Origin of the sequence: Actinomadura madurae, assembly GCF_047130825.1 — a bacterium.
Lineage (GTDB): Bacteria > Actinomycetota > Actinomycetes > Streptosporangiales > Streptosporangiaceae > Spirillospora > Spirillospora madurae.
In genome coordinates, this window is the sequence record NZ_CP083237.1 from 2,296,100 (window position 1) to 2,318,930 (window position 22,831).

Consider the following 22,831-nt stretch of genomic DNA (forward strand, 5'->3'; position numbering starts at 1 on the left):
CTACCCGCCGGGCAGCTCGTCCGGCGTCGGGAAGGAGCTCTGGGCCCCCGCCCGGCGGACGGCGGCGGCCCCGGCGCGGGTGGCGTAGGCGGCCGCGTCCGGCAGGGCGTCGCCGCGGGCGAGCCGCAGGCAGAGCGCGGCGGTGAACGCGTCGCCCGCGCCCGTGGTGTCGACGGCCTTCGCCTTCGGCGACGGGAGGGCGGTCGTGCCGCCGCCGCCGGCGACCACGACGCCGTCGGCGCCGAGCGTGACGACGACCGAGCGCGGCCCGGAGCCGGCGAGCGCGGCCGCCATGCGCGCGGGGTCGCCGTCCCCGCCGAGCAGGAAGGCGGCCTCGTGCTCGTTGACGACGAGGGGGTCGCAGAGGGAGAGCAGCCCGTCGGGGATCGGCGCGGGCGGCGAGAGGTTGAGGGCGACCCGCCCGCCCGCGCGCGCGGCGGCGCCGGCGGCGGCCTCCACGGCGGGCAGCGGCACCTCCAGCTGGAACGACACGACCGCCGCCCCCGCGATCATCTCCCGGGCGTCCTCGACGTCGCCGGGGCCCAGCCGGGCGTTGGCGCCGGGCGAGACGATGATGCTGTTGTCGCCGTCCGGCCCGACCGTGATCAGCGCGACGCCGGTCGGCGCGTCCGGCGTGGTGACCAGGTGGTCGAGGGCGACGCCGTCCGCGGCGAGGGCGGCGCGCAGCAGCGCGCCGTGCCCGTCGTCGCCGACCCGCCCGACGATCCCGGCCCGGCCGCCGAGCCGGGCCGCCGCGACCGCCTGGTTGGCGCCCTTCCCGCCCGGATGGGTGACGAGGTCGGAGCCGAGCACGGTCTCCCCCGGCGCGGGCCGGCGCTCGACGCCCACCACCAGGTCCGCGTTGACCGACCCCACCACGACGACGTCCCACATGCGCTTTTCCACAGGTAACCGACTACACGCGGCGGGCCGGCCGGCGCAAGCCGTCACTCCGCGCGCAGGTCGGCGAGGTCGACGATCTCGGCGAGGTCGTCGACGGACCGGTAGTAGCCGCGCCCCACGGGAGCCCCGTTCCGCGTCACGAGGAACGCACTGGTTCCCCGGACTCCGGCGAACTCCGCCCACACCCGGTGCGCCCCCGTCAGCCGCACCGCCGTCACCCGCAACCCGCCCGGCCCCGTCCAGCTCCTCCGATCATCCCCCATATACGGAGCGTTATACTCCGTGACATCGAGTATGCCTGCCGCGGGTTCTCTCGGGCTCGGCTCCGCGCACGGAGGGCTCCTCCACCGGCCTCATTTTCACGGCTACTCCGCCCGGTGCCGTTGACGCATGATGGTGTCGTGGTCGCCACCGATCCCTTGCCTCGTAGAAACCCGGAGACTGTCGTGTTCGAGGCTCGCACGTGGCCGAAGGGCACCTTCCTGAGTCGGCTTTCGGTCCCGGACAGGACGAGGTTGCTCAGGCTGGGCGTGCTGCATTCGCTAGGGCCGCACCGTGCTCTGGTGCGGCAGGGAGATCCCGCGGGCTCGGTCTGGTTACTGATCGACGCGCTGGTCAAGGTGAGTGCTCGGGTGGAGAACGGCACAGAGGCGCTGCTGGCGCTCCGGGTGAGCGGCGACATGATCGGAGAAATGGCGGTCCTCGGCGAGACGGTGCGGTCCGCGACCGTCGTCACATGCGGCCGGGCGGTTGTGTGCCAGATCCGAGGTGAGGCGTTCGTCGGCTTCCTCCAACGGCACCCGGCCGCGGCGCTCATCCTGAACCAGATGACGATCGAGCGGCTCCGCTGGTCCAACCAGCGACGCCTTGATTTCGCCGGTTACACGGCCGGGCAGTGCTTGGCTCGGGTTCTGCTCGCCCTCGCCGGCCGGCACGGGCGTCCCTGCGACGCGGGAGTGGACCTGGGCATCCCCTTGACTCAGGCCGAGTTGGGCGGCCTGGTCGGCGCCAAGGAGGACACGGTGCAGAAGGCGTTGCGCGCACTCACTTCGGACGGGCTGGTGTCGGTCGCCGGACGCCGCCGTGTGGTCATCACCGATCTCGCTCGGCTCACCGAGTTCGCGGATCTGCACTGAACCCGGATTTATCCGGATTGCCGTGCATGGTCTGGCCCGATGCTCTGGGCACCCGGAGCATCGGAGGAAAAGATGGGCGTTCCCGAATACCGTGTTCTGTTCACGGTCGACATCGAAGACTACAGCAGCCGTACTGACGCCGAGCAGCGGACCCTGCAGGCCGCGCTCGGCCGGATACTGGACGACGCCGCCGACGTGGCCCGGCTGAACCGTCGTGCGTGGCAGCGCCAAGACGGAGGTGACGGCGTCTACGTGGTCCTGCCGGCGGGCACTGACACAGGGCCGCTGATGGATGTGTTCGTCCGTGAATTGGACGCGGCACTGGGGTCGTACAACAGGCGGCAAGCGGAGGAGACGTTTACCCGTCTCCGGCTCCGCATGGCCGTCCACATCGGTCCGCTCCATCTGGACGGCGCGACGGGGTGGCCTGGCCAGCACGCGGTGCAACCGGCTCGCCTGCGCGACTCCGACCCGCTGCGAGTGGCGATGCGCGAGCTCTCCGAGGCGGACTTGGGAATCATCGTCTCCTCCGACATCTACCGTGACTACATCACCCAGGGGCCCGGACATCCCCGTCCGACACTCTTCCGCCCGGTGTGCGTCGCCGTGAAAAAGCAGGTCTATCGCGCCTATCTGTACGTTCCACGGTTCGATCTGGCGACCATCGCCGCGCTCAGTCCCTATGACCCGGAAAACGGGACCGAGGGCGGCGAACCTGGGCCCGCGCTTCCGCCTTCGCCCCCCTACCCACATGGAGACAAGGCGGGGAACCGGGCGGCGAACGTCTCGTATGGGGGAGACGCCTTCAGTGGGGACAAAGTCGCTGGTAACAAGAACATCTATTAGGCGGCCGCGATGTCCGACGACGAGGGAGAGCCCAGGGCGCTGGAGGGCCTTCCGGAGCAGGATCGAAGCCCGTCGGAGCTCAGACGGCTCCAGGAGCAGGTGCGGGAACTCCGGCGGATGTTCAACGACCAGTTCAGACCACCGAACACAGCCCACGGAGGGGACGCGTTCGGCGGAGACAAGGTCACAGGCGACAAGCACATCCACATGGCCGAGGGGAAGGACTCGTGGCAGCTCGCCCCTGTCCCCCCGGAACGCCGGGACGACATCAGGCTGCGGTTCGCCGGTACCGCGTCCAAGGAAGCACTGGTCCACCGTCTCGACAACGAGCCCGTCGCCGTACTGCAAGGACTGCCGGGAACGGGGCGTACGACCACCGCCCTGGCAGCGTTGGCTCACCGATGTCATGAGCTGCGGATGATCCGCTCGACAGAGCCGCCCACCCTGCTAGACAAGGGGAAGCTCAGCCCTGGGCATGGATATCTGTACAAGGCGTCCGGGCAGAGCTGGGCCAAGCGCCTCACAGAGGTGGACCTTCTGGGGTGCCGGGACATGCTCAAGGAGCTCGATGCCCGGATGGTCATCGTGGTGGGTCAGGATTCGGACACGAGCGAGGTGTCGGAGCTCGTCACCGACCATCAGCGGCCAGACCCGTGTGACGTGCTGGCCCGTCAGCTGGGCCACCGGCTTGCCGGAGGACCGCACGACCCCACAGAGGTCCTGGGCCGGATTCCAGCAGAACCGACCAGCCCGCGGGACGCCAGGGAATTGGCCGTCAGGCTGGCCGCCGCGCTGCGATCGGGCGGATCGGTCGAGGACGTCTGCAGCGACCGTCCGGACCCATGGCGACATGAGGCGCGCGCCGTGCTCCATCAGGAGGACGACCAGCGGGACCTTGGACGCCGGGCCTTCGTGATCGCGGGGGCCGTGCTGGACGGGCAGCCCACGGTTCAGGTCTGCCGCGCGGCCTACGACCTCGCCGGGCGGCTTTTCGAGGTCGAGAAACAGAAGGAGGACGCGAAGCTGGGCATGCTTCCCTTCGCGGCCATGCTCGATGACTGGCTTCAGCACGCCCGCGAGCAACGGCCCCACATCGTGCAGGAGGTGGACCGGAGGCTGTCGTTCCGGGCGAAGTTCGCCCCCGCGGTACTGGACGCGCTCTGGCTCGACTACGTGGTCGCGCACCAAGCGCTGCTCGACTGGCTGTCGCGGTTGGCCCGCGACAACGACCCGCTGGTGCGGCTGAAAGCGGCCCAGACCGTGGGGCGGTTCGCCGCCTACGATTTCGACTTCGTCTACGAGCATTGCATCGCCGGATGGGCCGCCAGCCGTTTCGAGGCGCTGCACATGGCCGCCGCATGGGCACTGGAGGCGGTCGTCGCCGAATGCCCTCAGCGGCATGACCGTGTAGCGGGCCTTCTCCGAACGTGGTTGCAGCAGGCACGGCCGGAAGAAATCGCCCGGCAGTCGACCGCCGTCCGGCTGCTCGGCACACTGCTCGGCGAGCAGGCCGCCGGACAGGCCATGGAGGCGCTGAAGTCGATCGCCCGCCGCCATCCCGACGCCTTGAACCCCGCCATCCGCGACACCGTGGTGGAGTTGTACGCGAGCGGCTCCACCCGTGTGGTGCTCAGCCATCTGCTCAGCTGGGCGCGATCGGATTCACGGGAGCTGGGCAGGCTAGTGGCCGCGTGCCTGACGAAAGTCGCACAGCTGACGCACGGCGGGCGACCCCGCATCCTCGCGCATTACGAGGAGGATCCCGCGCTCGTCGGGGAGCTGTGGCGTCAGGTCCTGCTCTCCCAATACTGCGGACAGGATCCTTGGAATGCCCTGCGCGGCTGGGCGAAAGACGGCACTCGCTTCGACGCGCTGCGGGACGACCTCCATGCGGAACCGGGGTTACGTCCACGCATGCGGTTCTACGGCCTTCTCACGAAGGAGTTCATGAAATGAGCACGGTTCGCATGAACTGCGGCAACCACGGCCCTGTCGATAGAGTTCCTACCTACCTCAGTCTCGGTACTCGCCTGCGGCGATGGTTACAGCGTTCCGGAGGTGCGTTCCGGGCGGTGCACCATCCGGGCGCCTTCCATCTCGTTGTTCCAGCGAAGGGCGATGGCTACACCTTTTCGGTCACCGTCCATTTCACCTGGTGCGTGACCGGACACGAGTATCCGGAAGTGCTCGCGGCGCGTACCGAAGAGCACCAGTTCATTGTGAAAGAGCGCCTGGCCACACAGGTACGGGCGGTGTCGCGTGACTTCGCCCCGTACGAGGCGGGCGAGGCGGAGAAGCACTTCGACCAGGTGGCCGCGACCCTCTTCGCCGTTACCAGGCTGGAATTCCTCTCGGGAGACCAGACCGACGGGGAAGCGCGCCCCATCGATCACCGGACGATCGTGGCCTTGGACAAATCCGTGCGGGACGTCCAGCGCGAAGCGTGGATTAAGCGGCAGAACGCAGCTAACGAGCATGACCTCGCGCGCCGGCTCGTAATGTATTTCGGTGACCGCCGCCTGTTGTGGCAGCAGTTCCTCAAGAGCGGGCAGAGTGAATGGCTGACCCCGTACGCCGTCGCACTGGCAGAGAACCCGGACGCGGTGGCCGAGGTCGTCGAGCGGATGGCGAAGGACCGGCGTGTCGAGGCCAAGGAGCTCGCCGATCACGTGGCGGACCAGGTACGGCAGTACGAAGCGCGCGACGCCTTCGACCTGATGATGCAGAACGACCTTGTCCTGCGCCATCTCATGGAGCTGATCGGGGTGCCCGGCATCCCCCCGCCCGCGCCCCCACCCTTCGACGAGCCAGGGGCAAGTCGATGAATTCCGCGGGCGCCGCTGGCCTTTACCTGTTGCCTCCAACGTGAAGGCCCCGTCCCTCCCCCACACCACCAGATCCTTCCGTGTCACCCCCGAGACCGGGTCCCCTCCAGGACTGGGATGGCTCGGTGGGCCGCCGCGCGGCCCACCGGGCCGTGGGTCACGGTGTGGTGCCGCGGAAGGTGTGGGTGCCGGAGCCGACCGCGGCGGGCCGGCCGGCGCAAGCCGTCACTCCGCGCGCAGATCGGCGAGGTCGACGATCTCGGCGAGGTCGTCGACGGACCGGTAGTAGCCGCGCCCCACGGGAGCCCCGTTCCGCGTCACGAGGAACGCGCTGGTGCCCCGGACTCCGGCGAACTCCGCCCACACCCGGTGCGCCCCCGTCAGCCGCACCGCCGTCACCCGAAGCCCGCCCGGCCCCGTCCAGCTCCTCCGATCATCCCCCATATACGGAACGTTACAGAGTGTCACTCTCCGCAACGAACGCGGGGCCGGTTGCCGCGGGACGGCCGATGACCGATCATGACCCGGTGACCGACTCCCCGGACCGGGCCGCCGCGGCACTCGACCCCGGCTCCCCCAACGTGGCCCGGATGTACGACCACTGGCTCGGCGGCAAGGACAACTTCGCCGCCGACCGGGAGGCCGCCGAGCGCGTCGTGGAGATCTCCGCGGGGCGGGTCGTCCGGGGCGTCCGGCTGAACCGGGCCTTCCTCGGCCGGGCGGTGCGGGATGCCGCCGCGGCCGGGATCCGCCAGTTCCTCGACCTCGGGTCGGGGCTGCCGACCCGGGAGAACGTGCACGAGGCGGCGGCGCTCGCCCGCTCGGACGCCCGGGTCGTGTACGTCGACAACGATCCCGTCGTGTGCGCGCACGGCCGCGCCCTTCTCGCGGGGACCGGCGACGTCGGGTTCGCGGCGGCGGACCTTCGGCGCCCGGACGACGTCCTCTGCGATCCCGCCGTCCGCGACCTGATCGACTTCTCCGAGCCGGTCGCGCTGCTGCTGGTGTCGGTCCTGCATTTCGTGGCCGACGAGGACGACCCCGGCGCCCTGGTCGCCCGCTACCGGGACGCGCTGGCGCCCGGCAGCCGGCTGATCCTCTCCCACCTGGCGACGGACGCGTTCCCGGACGAGATGGCGGAGGCCGAGAAGGTGTACGAGGGCGCCAGCGCACGCCTCGGCGCCCGCCCCCGGGCCCGGATCCACACGTTCTTCGACGGCTTCGAGCTGCTGCGTCCGGGGCTCACCGGCCCCCGCGAATGGCTCGCCGGCGGCGCCGCGGCCGACGGCGAGCGGTTCGCCGGACTCGTGGGCGTGGGCGAGCTCCGCTGAGACCCGCCGCTAGGCCGTCTCGAAGGTGGCCGGGTCGGGGCCGACGCGGATGCCCTTGTCCAGCTCGCCGATGGCCTTCAGGTCGTCGGGCGACAGCTCGAAGCCGAAGACGTCGATGTTCTCGGCGATCCTGGCGGGCGTCACCGACTTCGGGATGACGATGTTCCCGATCTGCAGGTGCCATCGGAGCACGACCTGCGCCGGGGTGCGGCCGTGCTCCCGCGCGATGCGGCCGAGCGCCGGGTCGTCCAGGAGGCCGTGCCCCTGCCCGAGCGGCGCCCACGCCTCGGTGTGGATGCCGTGGTCGCGGTGGAAGGCGCGCAGCCCGTCCTGCTGGAAGTACGGATGGAGCTCGATCTGGTTGACCGCCGGGACGGGACCGGCCTCGACGATCCGCCGCAGCGTCTCGATCGTGAAGTTGGAGACGCCGATCGACCGGACGCGTCCGTCCTGCTTCAGCCTTTCCAGCGCCCGCCAGGTCTCCAGGTAGAGGCCCCGGCTCGGCGTCGGCCAGTGGATCAGATACAGGTCCAGATGGTCGAGGCCCAGGCGGGACAGGCTCGCGTCGCAGGCGCGCAGCGCGTTGTCGTAGCCCTGCTCGCTGTTCCACAGCTTGCTGGTGACGAACAACTCGTCTCGCGGGATGCCCGACGCGCGCAGCGCACGGCCGACGCCCTCCTCGTTCTGGTACGCGCTCGCCGTGTCGATGCTGCGATACCCGCTCTCCAGCGCGGCCGCCACCGCGTGCTCGGCCTCGTCGTTCCCGACCTGGAACACCCCGAAGCCGAGCTGCGGCATCGCGTTGCCGTCGATGAGATCAACGTTCGGTACGGTCACCGTGTCCGTCCTCCTTCATGGTGTGCAATCCGCCATCGTGCCCGCCAAACCGCCCCCCGAACATCCCCGTGCCCGATGAGTCCGGGCACCCGCGCCGGTCGGTACAGGTGAGGACCGATCGGGAAGAGGTGCCCCATGGCGACCGTCGTCACCGAGATGACCATGTCCCTGGACGGCTACGTGGCCGACCCCGGCGACGGGGTGGAGGATCTGTTCGGCTGGTACGGGAACGGCCCGGTGGAGGTCCCGACGGTGGGCGGCATGCCGCCGTTCCGCGTCTCCGCGCCGAGCGCCCGGCACATCCGCGAGACGATGGACGCCCTGGGCGCCGTCGTCACCGGCCGCCGCCTGTACGACATCACCCACGGCTGGGAGGGCCGCCACCCGTACGACGCCCCGGTCTGGCTCGTCACGCACGAGGCTCCCGACGACCCGCCGCCGGGCCTGACCGTCGTCACCGACGGCATCGAGAGGGCCGTCGCCGGGGCGTCCGCGGCGGCCGGCGACGGGCTGGTGAGCGTCGCCGGCGGCATCACCGCCCAGTCCTGCCTGGACGCGGGGCTGCTGGACGAGATCCGCATCGACCTCGTCCCCGTCCTCCTGGGTAAGGGCATCCCCTTCTTCGCCGGACCGTCCACGGCGCCCGTCCGGCTGAAGGACCCGTACCGCGTCATCGAGGGCACCGGCGTTACGCACCTGTACTACCGCCTTCGCTGACCGGCGTCATGTGCGGTTGCTCTGTAGGGTGTGCGAGCCTCGCAGACCCTCGATGTACACGTATTCGCCGTCGGTGTGCACGCCTTTCGTGCGGGCGCGGGCGCCGTCCCAGACGAGGCGGCCGTCGACGCGGACCTTGATCCGGGCGCCGAAGGTGGGCACTCCGGCACGGCCGACCGTCCGGCCGGGCGCCTTCAGCCGCGCGGTGTAGGCGCCGTCGGAGACCTTCCAGGACGCGGTGACCGCGCCGGCCGTCGTCGTGATGCGGCCCTGGGCGAACGTGAGGTCGGCCGGGTGCGGGACGAAGTCGAACGACCGTCCGCCCGTCCCGGTGGGGTTCAGGCCGAGGACGGAAAAGGTGAGAGCGGGTGTCGGACCGGTCGCCCAGGCGTGCGCGAGGCTCACGTAGGAGCTGCAGAAGACGCACCCGTCCCCGGGGTTGCGGAACGACTCCCAGAAGGTGCTTCCGGTCCCTTCCGGGTGATTCAGCATGTAGCCCCACTGGCGGCGGATGATGTCCACACCGGCCTGGTCGGCGGCCCGGCCGCCCGCGGCGAAGTGGGCGTTCACCTCCATCGATCCGGAGAAGACGCCCGGGTTGCCCTTGTTCTCGGGGGCGGTGGAGGTGATCTCGTTCCAGTTGCCCTTGAGGGACGTGCTGATGCGGCGGGCCTTCGCCTGGTCTGCCAGGCCGTACCAGACCGCGAGGGAGTTGCCGTCCTGCGGGTGGATCGTGGAGTCCGGGTAGAACCTGTACGCGCCGGCGGTCTCGTCCCAGAAGTTCGCGTCGACGGCGGTGCGGAGCGCGGCGGCCCGCTCGGCGTAGGACGCGGCCAGCGCCCTGTCGCCCTGTGTCCCGGCGAGGCGGGAGCCGGTGTCGAGGACGCGCCACATCAGCACGTTCGCGGTGAGGTTCTCGCCCTTGGCCAGGATTCGGACGGAGTCGGACGTGCCGGTGATGGACACCAGGCCCCTGTCGTCCATCTTCCCGGTGATGAAGTCGACGCCCTTCTTGTACCGGTCCCAGACGCCGGACAGCCAGCGCGCGTCGCCGGTGTACCGGTAGTAGTCCCAGCTCGCGGCGAGGGTCCACAGGTGGTAGGTGTCCGAGCCGAACTTGTCCAGCTCCGGCCCGGCGTAGGGCAGCTCGCCGGTGTCGCGCTGGTGCTGGTACACGGTGGTGAGCGCGTTGCGTGCGGACTCGGTGTCGCCGAACGCCGCGTAGGCGCTGGGGATCTCGATGCCGAGGTCGCCGGGCCAGACCGTCCGGTCGCGCTTGGCGCCGTCCACGAGGATGGTGTCGCCGGCGCCGATGACGCCGGTGTTGTCCCACAGCGCCGCCGGCGGCTCCCAGATCCGGCCCGTCCTCGGGGAGATGGTGTTGAGCTGGACGGTGTAGGCGCCCGCGTACCAGATGCGGTTGAGCAGGTCGTCGCTGGAATAGAAGTGGTTCGCGTACTTCGACGGGTCCTTCATCGTCGGCGCGGGGGTGTAGTAGAGCGACACCTTGTTTAGGTCGACCCGGCCGTCCGACTCAAGGAAGACGGTCAGGTAGCGGAAGCCGCCGCGCAGCTGAGCCGCGGGCGCGGTGTAGGACGTGGCTCCGTCGACGTCCACGGACAGGGCGCCGTCGCGGCTTCGGGGGCCGCCGGTGGACGCGTCGCTCGTCGTGTCCACGTAGGTGGACGACTCGGAGAACGCGACGCCGACCTTCCGCGGGCCGTCCGACCCGGCGAAGCGCAGGGTGGGGAGGCCGCTGACCTCTTTGCCGAAGTCGAGCGTGACTGATGATCCGGCGCCGCTCAGGCGCGTCGCGCGGCCCTTCAGCACGGCGTCCGCATCGTCCACGGTCCCGCTGGTCTCGAACACCGACCCCGGGTGGAGCGTCCGGGACGACGGGGAGAGGTTGTAGCGCTCCCACGGCGCCGGGACCCGGCCGGGTTCGGCCTGGGCGGTGCCGAGCGGGGCGGCCTGGGCCGCGACCAGCGCGGAGACGCCGAGAGCGACGGCGGTGACGCCGCGGCGCCTTCTGGATACGCTGCTGTGCATGGATTCCTCGCGTTTCCGGTCTTGTGCAGGACGTGGGATTGAGGGGTTCACCGTGCGGGAGGGCGGGCCAACGCCCTCCCGCACGCCTGTTCAGCGGATCACGGCCTCGGCGTAGGGCACGAGGCGCACGGGCCCGATCAGCCCGTACCTCTGGCGGGACGCGGTGCCGTACACGTCCGGGTCGGAGACGCGGAGCCGGTTGTTCAGCGTGGTGGCGACCTCGACCTCGATCGTGTTGGTGCCGCGCCGCAGGTACGGGCCGGCGTCCACGGTCGGGACGATCACGCTGACCGGGGGCAGGCGGCGGCCGTTGACCGTGACGCGGCAGGTGTCGAAGACCTCGCCGAGGTCGAGCAGGGCACCGCCGCCCGCCCAGGTCACGGTCGTGGTGTAGGTGCCGATGCCGGAGACGTCCGCGAGTTCGGGGATGTCCGGCCACGCCGTGAGCTCGTCCAGCGCGATGTCGTGCCGCCTCACTCCGTCCGGTGTCATGTCCTCCACCCGGAGCCGCCAGGACGTGAGGGTCCGCGCCTCGGGCACCGCCCCGATCCTGGTCGTGACGGTGCGGCCTCCGGCGAGGGTGGTGGTGTACGTGCCGGCGGTGGTCGCGCGGGCGACGAGGCGGTGTCCCTCGACGCGGACCCGGACGTCCGACGCGGTGGCCGAGGGGGCGCGCCCGCCGTGCGCGAACATGATCACGGTGGCCTCGGACGGGTGGAGCGCCACCCGGAGCGTGACCCGGTCGCCGTCCTCGCGGTAGACGGCGACGCGCTCGGTCTCGCCCGTCCACAGGTTCAGCCGGTACGGGACGGCCTCGCGGTCGGCGCGGGTGAACGTCACGTCGTGGTCGATCGCGGCCACGGGCGGCTTGACCGTCTCGGCGTGCTTGCCGTTGCAGAGGTAGTAGTAGTCCGTGCGCCCGGCCTGCCGGTGGGCGGTGAGCAGGGTGGAGCTCTGCGCGTAGCCGACCGCGGGTCGCAGGCCGAGGTCGTCCAAGGCGCCGGGCACGTCCGCCTCCGCGGCGACGTTGCGGACGCGGGGCTGGGCGAACAGCTCCTGGAGGATCGCCCGCAACTGCTCGTTCTCGCCGTCCCGCGCGAGGCCCGGGACGGTCGCGGCCGACCAGTCGCCGAGGAAGACCAGCGGGAGGCCGGCCTTCGTCAGCTTCAGCATGGTCCGGGCGGTGTGAAGCGGCAGCGTGCACTCCTTGCCGGAGAAACGGTCGCCTTCCACGAACAGGACCTTGTAGGCGGGGCCGTCGGGCGCGAGCCGCCCGCCGGACACCCGTGCGGAGCGGAGTTCGAGGAGGGGCGCGCTGACGAACTGGTGCGTCCAGCCCAGCGGCACGCCGCTCGCCGTGAACCATCCGGCGCCGATGCCGGTCTTGCTGTAGCCCTTCTGCCGGAAGACGGCGACGTCGATGCGGCTCCTGCCCGCCTGCATGGCCTGGTGGACGCGCGACAGGTACCCGGCCACGTCCGGCACGTGCCGCCAGGTCGGCTGGCGCGGTCCCCACGACTCGGAGAACCCGATGCCGCCGTTGTAGGGGGTGAACGCCGCGAAGCCCGGCCACGCCGCGCCCGGTGCGGTCGCGTAGGAGAAGCCGTGCAGGACGGTCTGGTTGAGTCCGGCCGCGTAGGCGCCGCCCATGGTGCGCAGGAGCTTGCCCCAGGTGGTGTTGTAGGCGCCGCCCTGGTAGGCCCCTGCCTCGCAGGAGAGGATCTTCCGCCCGCCCATGTCGCGGCCTCCGGCGAGCGCGCGGTAGTCGTCCAGGTTCTTGAACCCGAGCGACTCTCCTTCCGGGACGTCCAGGATGGCGGAGGAGTGGATCGCGTCCGTCTCCAGCCCGTACGGCTGCGCGCGGTACTCAAGGCCGATCGAGTGCGCCCATTCGGCGATCGCCGCGAAGTGGTACTCGTTGAACAGGTCGGAGAGCGTCAGCCAGAAGTCGTGCCGGACGTGGGACGTGGTCGCCGCGTCGTAGGCGAACATGGTGTCCTCGTCGTGGCGGACGACCACCGGCAGGTACGGCATCAGGTCGTAGCCGCGGCGGCGCCTGAATTCGGCGGGCAGGTCCGGCGTCCAGTTCAGCGCGTCCGTCTCCAGCTCGATGGAGTCCTCGAACAGGGTCGCGCCCGCCCGCCTGATCAGCCTGCGGATGGCGCGGGTGAGCAGGTGCGCCTCCCAGAACGCGGTGACGGCGCGGGTGCCCGCCCTGCTGAAGTGGTCGACGACGTGGCCGTCCGGGGCGCTGTGCGGGCCGGACTCGGGCCGCTGCCCGCTGCCGCGCCGCCAATAGGCGAACAGCAGCCAGTCGCCGCCGTCCGGGGCCGTCCACGTGATCCGCTCCCCCGCGACGCTGCCGGTGAGGTCGGTGAACGACGCGGGGTCGAGGCCGGTCTCCTTGCGGGTGCCGTTCGCCGCGTCGATCCGCACGGCGTGGACGGCGACGAGGTGCCGTTCGGTCACGCCGTCCCCGGGTGCGGCGACCGGATCCGGGAGAGGGCCGTCGTGGGTGGAGCCGCCCGCGACGGCGACCGTCCCGTAGGCGAGCTCCTGCACGGCGGCCTCGTCGTCCGCCGTGATCGTCGGGACGGCGGCGGGCCAGGCGGGGCCGATCGTCAGGTCGACGGTGATGCCGCGCCGGACGGCCTGGTCGAGCGCCGCCTCGACGCCGGCGTTCCAGGCGGGGGTGCCCCAGCCGTGCCCCGCGGGGTCGAGGACGGACTTGTCGCGGATGCTGTGGTGGACGGCGACGATCTCCGCGCCGCCGAACCCGGCGGCGGCGATCTGGTCGATCTCGCGCCGGATCTCCGCCGGGTCGACCAGGCCGTCCGGCCACCACCAGCGGAACCGGGGCCGCACCGCCGCGCCGGGGCGGGCGAACCCGCCCCCGCCCGGCCGCGGTGCCGCCTGGGCGGCCGCCCGGCCGCCGAGGGCGGGGGCGGCCGCCGCCACGGCCGCGGCGGCGGTGCCGGCCTGCAGCACGCGCCTGCGCGTGACCCCCTGCCCGATCAGATCCTCGTTCACCTATCTCCTCCTGATCACTGATGTGCGGCCGGAGCCGACCGGGCCGATGGTGAGGAGCCGGCCGGTGGCGTCGCGGCCCGTGGCGCGGGGGGCGCGGGCATGGGGTCCGGTGACGTGGAAGGCGCGCGGGTCGTCGTCGCCCAGCTCGACGACGATCCGGGCCGAGGTGTTGGGCGGCACGTCCACCTCCAGGCGGTGGCGGTGGTCCCGGTCGAGCGCGACCGAGACCGGGCCGCGGATCGTCGGAACGCGCCCGGAGATCCGGGTCAGGCCGCCGGGGCGCGGCCGGACCTCGATCTCGGCGGCGCCCGGCGCGGTGATCCGCACGCCGAGGACATGGCGCGGGACGACGTTCGCGGGCGCCGAGCCCCAGGCGTGCGAGAACGTCATGTTGGGCTTGAGGGAGGGGTCCCAGGCCTCGGCGGCGATGGTCGCGCCGAGGTCGTCCATCATGTGCAGCCAGGAGCTCGTGCCGCCGGCCGTCATCAGGCCGATCGCCGCCTCGGCCCGGCCGGTGGCGAACAGGGCGTCCAGGAGGAACTGCGCGCCGTAGACGCTGACCTTCATGCCGCCGTCCGCGAGCGTCCTGCCCAGGGCGCGGACGACGGGGTCGGGGACCGTGCCGGGCCCGGCCACGCCGAGCGCGACGGGGTACGCGGTGGCGTGCTGCGCGCTGTGCGTGGTGCCCGCGCCGTCCAAGAAGCGGCCGTTGGACGCGTCGAGCAGTCTCTCCCGCATCGCGGCGGCCAGCTTGCCGGCGCGTCCCCTCCAGGTCCGCGCGTCGGCGGTCTTGCCCAGGACGTCCGCGATGTCGGCCATGGCGGTGAACGCGGCGTACTGGCAGGCGTTCACCACCGTGTTGACCTCGGTGAAGACGTAGCCGTCCCGGTTGGACACCGGCCAGTCGACCAGGTCGGCGAAATCCGTGCTGGACGAGCCGGGGTCCTTGTGGACGAGGCCGTCGTCGCCGAGGTACGCCGTCAGGTGCTTGGCCGCGAGGATGTCGTAGTCGGCGGCGAGCTGCTCCGGGTCACCGGTGTGCAGGTAGTCCTGCCAGGCCGACATGACGTTCATCAGCCGGTACTCGGTGGGCCAGGTGTGGTTCCGCGCGAGATAGACGTCGGACGCCCGCGCCAGCGCGAAGGAACGCTGCACGCCGTACTCGGACGCCTGGTTGATGAGCGCGTCGCCTTCGTAGGGGCCGCGTTCGCGTGTCGGGGTGTCGGTGTAGAGGTCGCCGCGGGTCGCCTCGATCGAGTACCGGCACATCTCGTACACGCGGTCGAGGTCGGGGTCGGAGCTGGAGAACGACGCGTCGGAGTCGCGCCAGGCCGCCCGCCAGGCACGCCCGGTGACGGCGCGGGAGAGGTCGAGGTCGTCGTCGCAGATGAGCTGCGCGTACCGGAATCCCCGGTAGCCCCAGTGCTCGACGGTCTGGCGGCCGTCTCGCAGCGTCCAGGTCTCCTGGTAGGTGACGCCCGCGCGGAGCGCGTACCTGACCGTCCCGTCGGCGTTCAGTTCCTCGCCGAGCCGGACCTCGACGGTCTGCCCGGCCCTGCCGCGCACCGACAGGCGCAGGCCGCCCGCGATCTCCCGTCCGAGATCGACGAGCCAGGTCCCGGGCGAGACCCTCCGGACCGACGCGGGCTCGACGTCGTGCAGCCCGACCGGCTCGACCAGCGCGGGTTCGAGCCCCTCGATGGCGGGCCTGGCCGACGCCGGCCGCCAGTCGGCGTCGTCGAAGCCGGGGCTCGTCCAGCCGGCCGGCTCGTGCCGCAGGTCCCAGTACTCCTGGGGGCCGACGTAGAAGCTCGAACCGATCGTCCCGCCGTCGCGGAGCAGCCCGGCCTGGCGGCGCGCCCTCCACGACCGGCCGCTGCCGACGACGGTGGTCGTGCCGTCGGCGTAGGTGACGGCGAGCTGGGCGAGGAACCGCTTGTCCGCGGTGGTGAAGGCGAGCGCCGCGAGGGCGTTGCGCCGTCCCGGCCTCAGCGCGCCCGTCACGTCGAACGAGTGGTAGCGCGGGGCCCCGGCCCCGCCGCGCATGGACGCGAACCCGGCCACCTCGCCGTTCACCCAGATCTTGGCCGGGTACTGGCGGATGGGCGCGGGCGACTGCGCGCAGACGTGGAGCACGGCGGCGATGATCCGCTTCCGCTCCAGCGTGAACTCGGTGCGGAGCAGGGCCCAGTCGTCGTCCGCCGAGCCCGCCGACGACAGCGTCGACTGCCCCTTGCCGAGCGTCAGGACGCCCCCGGCGACCGTGCCGGCGCCGAAGGTGCCGCGGCCGCCGGTGAAGTCCTCGTCGACGATCGCCGTGCCGTCCGGGGCGGTGAAGGTGACGCGGTCCCAGGCGTTCGCCTCGGTGGAGCCGTTGCGCATCCCGACCGTGCCCGTCCGGTGCGTGGCGTCGGTGGTGGTGTCGACCTCGGCGCCGTCGATGGACGTCCGGAACGTCGCGCCCGTCATCGAGACGGTCACGTCGTACCAGCGGCCCGTCTCGACGGGAGTGGAGAGCCGCTTCTCCTCCAGCACCCGGTAGGCGCCGTCGACGCACACGTGCTTCTTCAGCACGCCCGGCGATCCCGCGCGGAGCTGCCAGAGGTAGTTGGCGCTCGTCCCGGACGCCCGGAACCACAGGCTCGCCGCGACAGAGGTGATCTGCACCCGGGCCTTGAGGACGCCGTCGCCCGGAGCCGGCGCGGCCGGGGTCCAGATCGGCTCGGCCGTCCACGCGCCGACGCCCGTGGCCAGCAGGGCGGGCTCGGACCAGCGGGACGAGCGGTGCCCGTCGAACGTCCGGACGCGCCACCAGTAGGCGGTCTGCGGTTCCAGCGCCGGGCCGCCGTACGGCACGGCGACCGATCGGGCGGACGCGACCCGGCCGCTGTCCCACAGGCGCGGCCCGCGCTCCAGCCGGGCGGGAGTGGTGGCGAACTGGACCTGGTAGTGCGTCTGCCTCGTGCCGGGTCCGAGATCGGCGACCTGCCAGCTCAGCCTGGGCCCGGCCGCCGTGACGCCGAGCCCGGCGGGCAGCAGGGACGTGAGCAGCCCGGACGGGGTCCGCCCCCGCGCCGGAGACGCCGCCGGGGACGCCGCCGAGGCCGGGCCGGCGTCGCCGAGGACGACCGCGCCCGTCACACCGGCCGCCGACGCCCCCAGGAAGCGCCGCCGGCTCATCCCTCCGCTCACGAGCCGCTCCCCTCGAACGCCCAGTCGCCGGAGCCGACCTCGAAGACGGCGCGGCCGTCCTCGACGCCGACCCACCGGGCGTCCCGCGGCGCCTTCGGCCTCGCCGTCCCGCCGAGGAGCGGGAACTCGACCCGCGCCGTGGTGCCGGGCGGGACGGTGACGTCCAGGCGCACCTTCTTCCCGGTGCGGCGCCAGGACGTCGCGGCCTCCCCGCGCGGCGTCCGGTAGGTGGCGGCGGCGCGGGTGACGTCGCCGACGACGGCGGGACGGACGAGGAGCGTCTCGAAGGCGATCGAGTCGCCCGTCTGGCCGAGGCCGGCGAGCCCGGCGTGGAACCACTCGTCGATCGCGCCGAGCATGAAGTGGTTCTGGGAGTTGCCGGACGTGGGCCCGTCCCAGTTCTCGGTCAGCGACGTCGCGCCGTGGACGACCTGGTAGCCGTAGCTGGGGTTGCCGGTCTGCGTGGCGAACGCGTGGATCACGTCGTCGCGCCCGGCCGCGGACAGGACGTGGAACACCGACGGCAGGGCGATCTCGCCGACGGTCAGGTGGTAGCCCTTCGCCTCGATGGCGTGCACGAGGTGCGCGAGGACGGCGTCCCTCTTCCCGTCCGGGACGACGCCCATGTCGAGGGCGAACGCGTCGCACGCCTGGCTGCCCGAGCCGTAGGTGTCGCCGGTGGCGTACTCGGCGTTGAACGCCGCTCCGATGTCCCCGGCCAGCGCCTCGTACTTCGCCGCGTCCGCGTCCTCCCCGATGACCTTGGCGATCCGGGCGAGGGCGGACACGGCACGGTGGTAGCCGAACGTGGCGGTGACGCCCTTCGGGGTGCTGGTGTCGAAGGCGATCCAGTCGCCGAGGCCGTAGTCGAGGAGGTGCCCGTCCGCCTTGGCGGACAGGTAGTCCACGTAGCGGACCATGTTCGGGTAGTAGGTGCGCAGCGTCGCCACGTCCCCGTACGCGCGGTACATCTGCCAGGGCGCGAACACGATGACGTTGCCCCAGTTGGGGTCGTCCCTGAAGCCGCCGGAGAACACCGTGAACTCGGGGGCGATGTCGGGGACGAGCCCGTCCGGCGTCTGGGCCTCGGCGATGTCGCGGACGATCGCGCCGTAGTAGGCGTCGACGTCGTAGTTGCGGGCGACGGCGGGGAACACCAGGTTGGCCTGCTCCAGCCAGCCGAGCTTCTCCCGGTGCGGGCAGTCGGTGAGGACGGAGTACATGTTGCTCTGCACGGCCCGGTCGATGATCTTGTGGATGTCGTTGAGGAGCCCGTGCGAGCTGGTGAACGAGCCCGCCTTCTCGTTGGCGGCGCGCAGCACGATCCCGGTGACCGTGCCGTCGTCCGGCGCCGACGGCAGCCCTTCGAGCTGCAGGTAGCGGAACCCGTGGTAGACGAACCGCGGATGCCAGGTCTCGACGCCCTTGCCGGACAGCGTGTAGGTGTCCCAGATGGGCGAGCCGGTGGTGTGCTGGCTGACCGTCCCGTCGTCGTTGAGCAGCTCGCCGGGGCGCATCGTCACCTTCGTCCCGGCGGGCCCGCTGACGCGCAGCCGCGGCCAGCCGGCGATGTTGGTGCCGAGGTCGACGACGTACACGCCGTCCTTCGGCTCCGTGATCTTCTTCGTGCGCAGGGTGGCGACGGGGACGATCGGCGGTGCCGTGCGGGCGGCGAGCCGCGCGGTGGGCGACGCGACCGCGATCGCGTCCGTCCAGTCCCGCGGCGTGCGGCGGGCGTCGTGGTCCTCGCCGCCGTACCAGTTGGTGAACGTGGTGGCGCCGAGGGCCGTGCGCCAGGAGGCGCCGGACGCGATGACGTCGCGCGACCCGTCGGTGTAGGTGATCTCCAGTTGGCCGAGGAACGCGGGCTTGCCGTCCGACCGGGTCAGCTTCTCGTAGCGGCCGGGCGTCGGGGGCACGTGCGCCATCCCGGTGCCGAGCTCCGCCTGAACGGTGTTGCCGCCGTGATGCAGCAGCTCGGTCACGTCATAGGTCGAGTAGACCAGCCGTTCCTTGTACGCGCTGTAGGGCGGTTCCAGGACGGCGTCACTGACCGGGCGCCCGTTCACGGTGACGTCCAGGACGCCGAGGGCGGTGGCGTAGAGGCGTGCCGTGCGGACGCGCTTGCTCACCTTGAACTCGCGGGCGAAGACCGGAAGCGCTTCGGGCTGCCGGTGCAGCGGCGGAGGCGCCTCCTGGCCCGTGACCGTGGCGGCCGTGTCGAAGGCCTGCCCGTCGGTGGACGTCTGGACGGTGAAGTCCTCCGGGAAGTTGGCCGTCCTCCCGTCGTCGGTCGTCGCGTCCGTCCGCGGGTACAGCAGGATCCGGTCGAACCGCTGTTCCTGCCCCAGGTCGATCTGGATCCAGATGGGCTCCGTGAGGGCCTGGTCCTTGCGCTCCAGGCTCGTGTAGCCGAACGGGGCGGCGTCGCTGGTGAGCGACCCGTCCGTGACGGCCTTCGGCTCCCACTGGCCGGGGACGGTGTAGCTCTCCGACGCGGTGACGGGCGCCTTCGACGCCAGGTTCGCGCCGGACGTCCCGTCCTGCACCTGGACCTCGGCGAGCTGGAGCCGCGACACCTTGTACGGCCAGCCCTCCTGGAGCGGCAGCCCGAGCCGGGTCACGTTCAGCCGCACGTACCGGGCGGAACGGGCGGGGAACGCGACCGTGGCCGGTGCCGGCTCCGGGTCGGACGACCACGCGGGGTTCCCGATCCACCGGGCCGTCCAGTCGGCGGCTCCGAGCAGGCCCATCTCGAAGTGGGACGGCTCGCTCCACGCGGACGCGCGGCCCTGCCCGTCCCACACCCGGACCTGCCAGGACGCCCGCTCCCGGGACTTCAGCGCGCGTCCCGCGTACACGGCCGACACGGCGCCGCCGGCGACCTTGCCGGAGTCCCACAGGTCGGGCCGGCCCAACCGAGCGTCCGTGGTCGCGACCCGCACCTGGTAGGCGGACTGGACGGCGTTGCGCGGCCCGGCGGCGAACCGCCAGCTCAGGGTCGGCTTCGTGGCGTCGATCCCGAGGGGGGACCGCAGGTGGTCGACCCGCAGGTCGGCGGGGCGCAGCGTCCGGGCCCCGCCCGCCGCGGGGGCGGCCGACGCGGGCGAGGCGACGGCGCCGCTCGCCGTGACCGCCGCCGCGGCGACCCCGCCCGCCTGGACGAACCTTCTTCTCGACAGTTCGGTCATAGGTGGCTCCTCAGAGGTGGTCAGAGCGGAAGGTGAGGTGGCCGGAGCCGGCTTCGAAGACGGCGTAGCCGTCCTTCATCCCGATGAGGCGGGCACCGCCCCGCTCCTGACCGCGGGGTCCGGACACGCGCACGTCGCGGGCGGACCGGGCCGGGACGTGGATCTCGGCGCGGACGTTGACCGGGACGTCCACGGACAGGGCGAAGCCGTGCCCGGCCCGCGTCCAGGTGACGCCGACGTCGCCGCGCTGCAGCGGGACGGTGCCGGACGCGCGGTCCAGCCCGGTCAGCGGCGGCTTGATCCGGACGGCGGCCGACGCCGGGGCCGTCACGGTGACGCCGAGCAGGGTGCGCTGCACCTCCACGAGCGACGTGGCGCCCCACGGATGGGAGAAGCTCTGCCCGGTCTCGGGCGCGTCCCACGACTCCCACGTGAACGTGCCGCCCCGCGCGAGGATGTTGCCCCAGCCGGGCCCCTTCGTATCGGTGAGGCGGGCGACGACGTCCCGCGGCCGGTCGGCGAGCGCCTCCAGCAGGCGGTGCGCGGTCATCGGCCCCATCTGCAGCCCGAGCCCGGCGATGTACGACTCGACCTTGTCGCGGGCGCCGGCGGGTGCGACGCCGTAGGCGAGCGCGTAGGCGTTGGCGATCTGGGAGGCGTGCGTGCTCTGGGCGCCGTCGCTCTTCAGGCCGTCGATGTAGACGCCGTCGGGACGCCGGAGCCGGGCGTTGATGTTGCCGGTGAGGACGCCGGCGTCCCTGCGCAGGGCGGCCGCGTCACCGCTCTTGCCGAGCGTCTCGGCGGCGCGGGCGGTGGCGTTCAGGACGTCCACGCCGAGGACGTTGACGACGGTCCGGGCGGCGGTGTCCATGTCGTGCCCGTAGCGCATGGTGGCGGGCCAGTCGATGATGCCGTACTGGTACTGCCCGGAGCCGCCCTCCAGGTTGGTGACGAGGCCCGTCCCCTCGTCGATGTAGCGGCGGACGTAGCCGGCGACCGCGGTCATCACCGGGTACGCCTCCGCCAGCGTGGACGCGTCGCCGGACTGCTCGTAGTAGTCCCACACCCAGCCGGGGAACATCTCGGTGTAGTCGGGGATGTCGCGCTTGCCGTCGCCGTTCGGGTAGACGGCGTTGAGGCCGCCGTCCGGCCAGTACCGCGCCTGCGACGCCATGAACTCGCGGATCGCCTGCCGGCTCAGCCGCCGCTCCCCGTAGGCGCCCATCATCGCCTTCGAGGTGTCGACCGAGTCGCCGAGGAACTGGCCCTTCTCCCGGGTGGGCGTGTCGACGAACTGGGTCTGCGACCCGTACAGCGCCGACCGCGCCATGAGGTCGTAGACCGCGTTCACGCCCGCGTTCGACGTGCGGAGGCCGCCCTCGCGCGTCACCTCGTTGTGCTGGACGACCGCGGAGATGTCGCCCGCCTCCGCGCCGGAGCCGGGCGCGATCTCCAGGTAGCGGAACCCGACGTAGGTCAGCGGCCGGAACGTCTGGTCGCCGTCGCGCTGGGTGTAGCCGAAGCCGAGGTCGGTGTCCTGGTTGTCGTCTTTGGACCGGGAGACCGTCCCGTCGGCGTTGAGCACGTAGGAGGCGTGCATGCCGACGTGCCGTCCGGCGGCGCCGTCGCGGAACCGCACCACGGGCACGGCCGGGATCACCTTCCCGAAGTCGGCGACCAGCGCCCCCGACTCCAGCCGCGTGACCTTCGCCGGCTTGACCGTCTGGTAGGCGAGCGCGGTCTCCTGGCCGGTCAGGTGTTTGAAGACGGGCGTCGGATGGGCGCCGACGGCCTGCGCGTCCTCCCAGGAAGAGGCGTCGTAGCCGGGCTCGTCCCAGCCGAGCCGGGCGGCGGTGCCGTCGATGTCCTCGACGTAGTCGCCGGCGTCGCCGTTGCGCTTCGGCGCTTGCTTCCAGGGTCCGCGCGCCACCTTCCACGACCCGTCGGTGACGACGACCTGCCGCGTCCCGTCGGCGTGGTCGATGACCAGCCGGAGGAGCAGGCCCGGTTCGCCCTTCGGGCGTCCCTGCCCCGACCCGTACCAGTGGTAAAGCGCGCCGATCGTCGCCGGCCGCCCGGCCTTCAGCCTGGACGTGACGTCGACCGTCCTGTAGTAGCCGTCGTCGGGGTATTCGAAGGCGGGGCCGTGGTCGACTGTCTCGCCGTTCAGGTGGAGCGCGTACTGCTGGCCGGCCGCGATGTGCACGCGGGCGCGCACCACCTTGGACCGTCCCACCGTGAAGTCCTTGCGGGCGAGGGTGTAGTCGTCGGCCTCCGCGGTGGTGCGCCGGATCCAGGTGGCCTGCCAGTCCTCGTCGGCGATCCCGGTGTCGAAGGTGGAGGGCCGCGCCCACGGAGAGCGCTTTCCCGTCCTGTCCCAGGTACGGACCGTCCAGGTGTAGGACGTCTCCGGTGCCAGCGCCGACCCCGCGTACCTCACGTACTCCTGGCTGCCCGACCGGACGCGCCGGCTGTCCCAGACCGTCCTGCCGGACGGGTCCCGCACGACGATCTCGTAGGCGCTCTGCACCTCTCCCGGGTCCCGGTCACGGGGCGTCCACCCGAACAGCGGCGCGCCCTCGACGTTCAGCGGCCGGGCCTGGTCCCCCACGGTCAGCCCGGCCGGGGACAGGGGCGCGTGCCCGGCCCGCAGCGCGGCCTGCGCGGTGCCCGGCAGCCCGGTGACGGCCGCCGCCGTCACGGCGGCGACGGCGACCAGGACGGGACGGAAACCGGCGGAACGGGTCATGTCACGGCGTTTCACGAAGATCGAC

Annotated in this window: 15 protein-coding genes; 6 read left to right on the forward strand and 9 right to left on the reverse strand. The window is 72.0% G+C overall.

Annotation, left to right across the window (positions count from 1 at the left end; all coding sequences use genetic code 11):
- Both K8Z49_RS10585 and K8Z49_RS10590 read right to left on the reverse strand, forming a co-directional pair.
- On the reverse strand, positions 1 to 894 hold the full coding sequence (locus K8Z49_RS10585) for a ribokinase (RefSeq protein WP_111831316.1): 894 nt from the start codon (positions 892 to 894) through the stop codon (positions 1 to 3).
- A 53-nt stretch (positions 895 to 947) separates the two neighbouring features.
- On the reverse strand, positions 948 to 1,166 hold the full coding sequence (locus K8Z49_RS10590) for a hypothetical protein (protein ID WP_143118327.1): 219 nt from the start codon (positions 1,164 to 1,166) through the stop codon (positions 948 to 950).
- A 138-nt stretch (positions 1,167 to 1,304) separates the two neighbouring features.
- On the opposite strand from K8Z49_RS10590, the gene K8Z49_RS10595 reads away from it, so the two are divergent.
- From K8Z49_RS10595 to K8Z49_RS10610, 4 genes are all read left to right on the forward strand, one after another.
- Complete coding sequence (locus K8Z49_RS10595; protein ID WP_256255275.1) at positions 1,305 to 2,039, forward strand: Crp/Fnr family transcriptional regulator; 735 nt, start codon at positions 1,305 to 1,307, stop codon at positions 2,037 to 2,039.
- A gap of 72 nt (positions 2,040 to 2,111) precedes the next feature.
- On the forward strand, positions 2,112 to 2,885 hold the full coding sequence (locus tag K8Z49_RS10600; protein WP_111831314.1) for a hypothetical protein: 774 nt from the start codon (positions 2,112 to 2,114) through the stop codon (positions 2,883 to 2,885).
- Between the two features lie 9 nt (positions 2,886 to 2,894).
- The gene (locus K8Z49_RS10605) at positions 2,895 to 4,841 is read left to right on the forward strand and encodes a hypothetical protein (protein WP_412518427.1); all 1,947 of its coding nucleotides are present in this window, start codon (positions 2,895 to 2,897) and stop codon (positions 4,839 to 4,841) included.
- Positions 4,838 to 5,710 (forward strand): hypothetical protein, encoded by an 873-nt coding sequence (locus K8Z49_RS10610; RefSeq protein WP_143118328.1) that lies wholly within the window; start codon positions 4,838 to 4,840, stop codon positions 5,708 to 5,710. Before K8Z49_RS10605 ends, K8Z49_RS10610 begins: the two co-directional genes overlap by 4 nt.
- Before the next feature lie 225 nt (positions 5,711 to 5,935).
- Here K8Z49_RS10610 and K8Z49_RS10615 read toward each other — a convergent pair whose 3' ends face one another.
- Positions 5,936 to 6,154, reverse strand: a complete 219-nt coding sequence (locus tag K8Z49_RS10615; protein WP_143118327.1) for a hypothetical protein — start codon at positions 6,152 to 6,154, stop codon at positions 5,936 to 5,938.
- 65 nt (positions 6,155 to 6,219) lie between these two features.
- Between K8Z49_RS10615 and K8Z49_RS10620 the strand changes: the two genes are divergently transcribed.
- Positions 6,220 to 7,041 carry an SAM-dependent methyltransferase gene (locus tag K8Z49_RS10620; RefSeq protein WP_412518429.1) on the forward strand — a complete coding sequence of 274 codons (822 nt, stop codon included), beginning with the start codon at positions 6,220 to 6,222 and terminating at the stop codon, positions 7,039 to 7,041.
- Between the two features lie 9 nt (positions 7,042 to 7,050).
- Here the strand turns inward: K8Z49_RS10620 and K8Z49_RS10625 are convergent, their stop codons facing one another.
- Positions 7,051 to 7,839 carry an aldo/keto reductase gene (locus tag K8Z49_RS10625; protein ID WP_052357592.1) on the reverse strand — a complete coding sequence of 263 codons (789 nt, stop codon included), beginning with the start codon at positions 7,837 to 7,839 and terminating at the stop codon, positions 7,051 to 7,053.
- 174 nt (positions 7,840 to 8,013) lie between these two features.
- Here K8Z49_RS10625 and K8Z49_RS10630 point away from each other — a divergent pair, with 174 nt between their 5' ends.
- Entirely contained in the window at positions 8,014 to 8,595 is a 582-nt protein-coding gene (locus tag K8Z49_RS10630; RefSeq protein WP_412518431.1) for a dihydrofolate reductase family protein, read from the forward strand.
- A 6-nt stretch (positions 8,596 to 8,601) separates the two neighbouring features.
- On the opposite strand, the gene K8Z49_RS10635 is transcribed toward K8Z49_RS10630, so the two are convergent.
- From K8Z49_RS10635 to K8Z49_RS10655, 5 genes are all read right to left on the reverse strand, one after another.
- Positions 8,602 to 10,644 carry an MGH1-like glycoside hydrolase domain-containing protein gene (locus K8Z49_RS10635; RefSeq protein WP_412518433.1) on the reverse strand — a complete coding sequence of 681 codons (2,043 nt, stop codon included), beginning with the start codon at positions 10,642 to 10,644 and terminating at the stop codon, positions 8,602 to 8,604.
- Positions 10,645 to 10,734: 90 nt separating this feature from the next.
- Positions 10,735 to 13,674 (reverse strand): glycosyl hydrolase, encoded by a 2,940-nt coding sequence (locus K8Z49_RS10640; protein WP_412518435.1) that lies wholly within the window; start codon positions 13,672 to 13,674, stop codon positions 10,735 to 10,737.
- Positions 13,675 to 16,866, reverse strand: a complete 3,192-nt coding sequence (locus K8Z49_RS10645) for a family 78 glycoside hydrolase catalytic domain (RefSeq protein ID WP_412518437.1) — start codon at positions 16,864 to 16,866, stop codon at positions 13,675 to 13,677.
- Positions 16,863 to 20,057 carry a family 78 glycoside hydrolase catalytic domain gene (locus K8Z49_RS10650; RefSeq protein ID WP_075020529.1) on the reverse strand — a complete coding sequence of 1,065 codons (3,195 nt, stop codon included), beginning with the start codon at positions 20,055 to 20,057 and terminating at the stop codon, positions 16,863 to 16,865. The genes K8Z49_RS10645 and K8Z49_RS10650 overlap by 4 nt, the downstream gene beginning before the upstream one ends.
- A 10-nt stretch (positions 20,058 to 20,067) precedes the next feature.
- Complete coding sequence (locus tag K8Z49_RS10655) at positions 20,068 to 22,821, reverse strand: family 78 glycoside hydrolase catalytic domain (protein WP_412518440.1); 2,754 nt, start codon at positions 22,819 to 22,821, stop codon at positions 20,068 to 20,070.
- Positions 22,822 to 22,831: the final 10 nt, after the last annotated feature.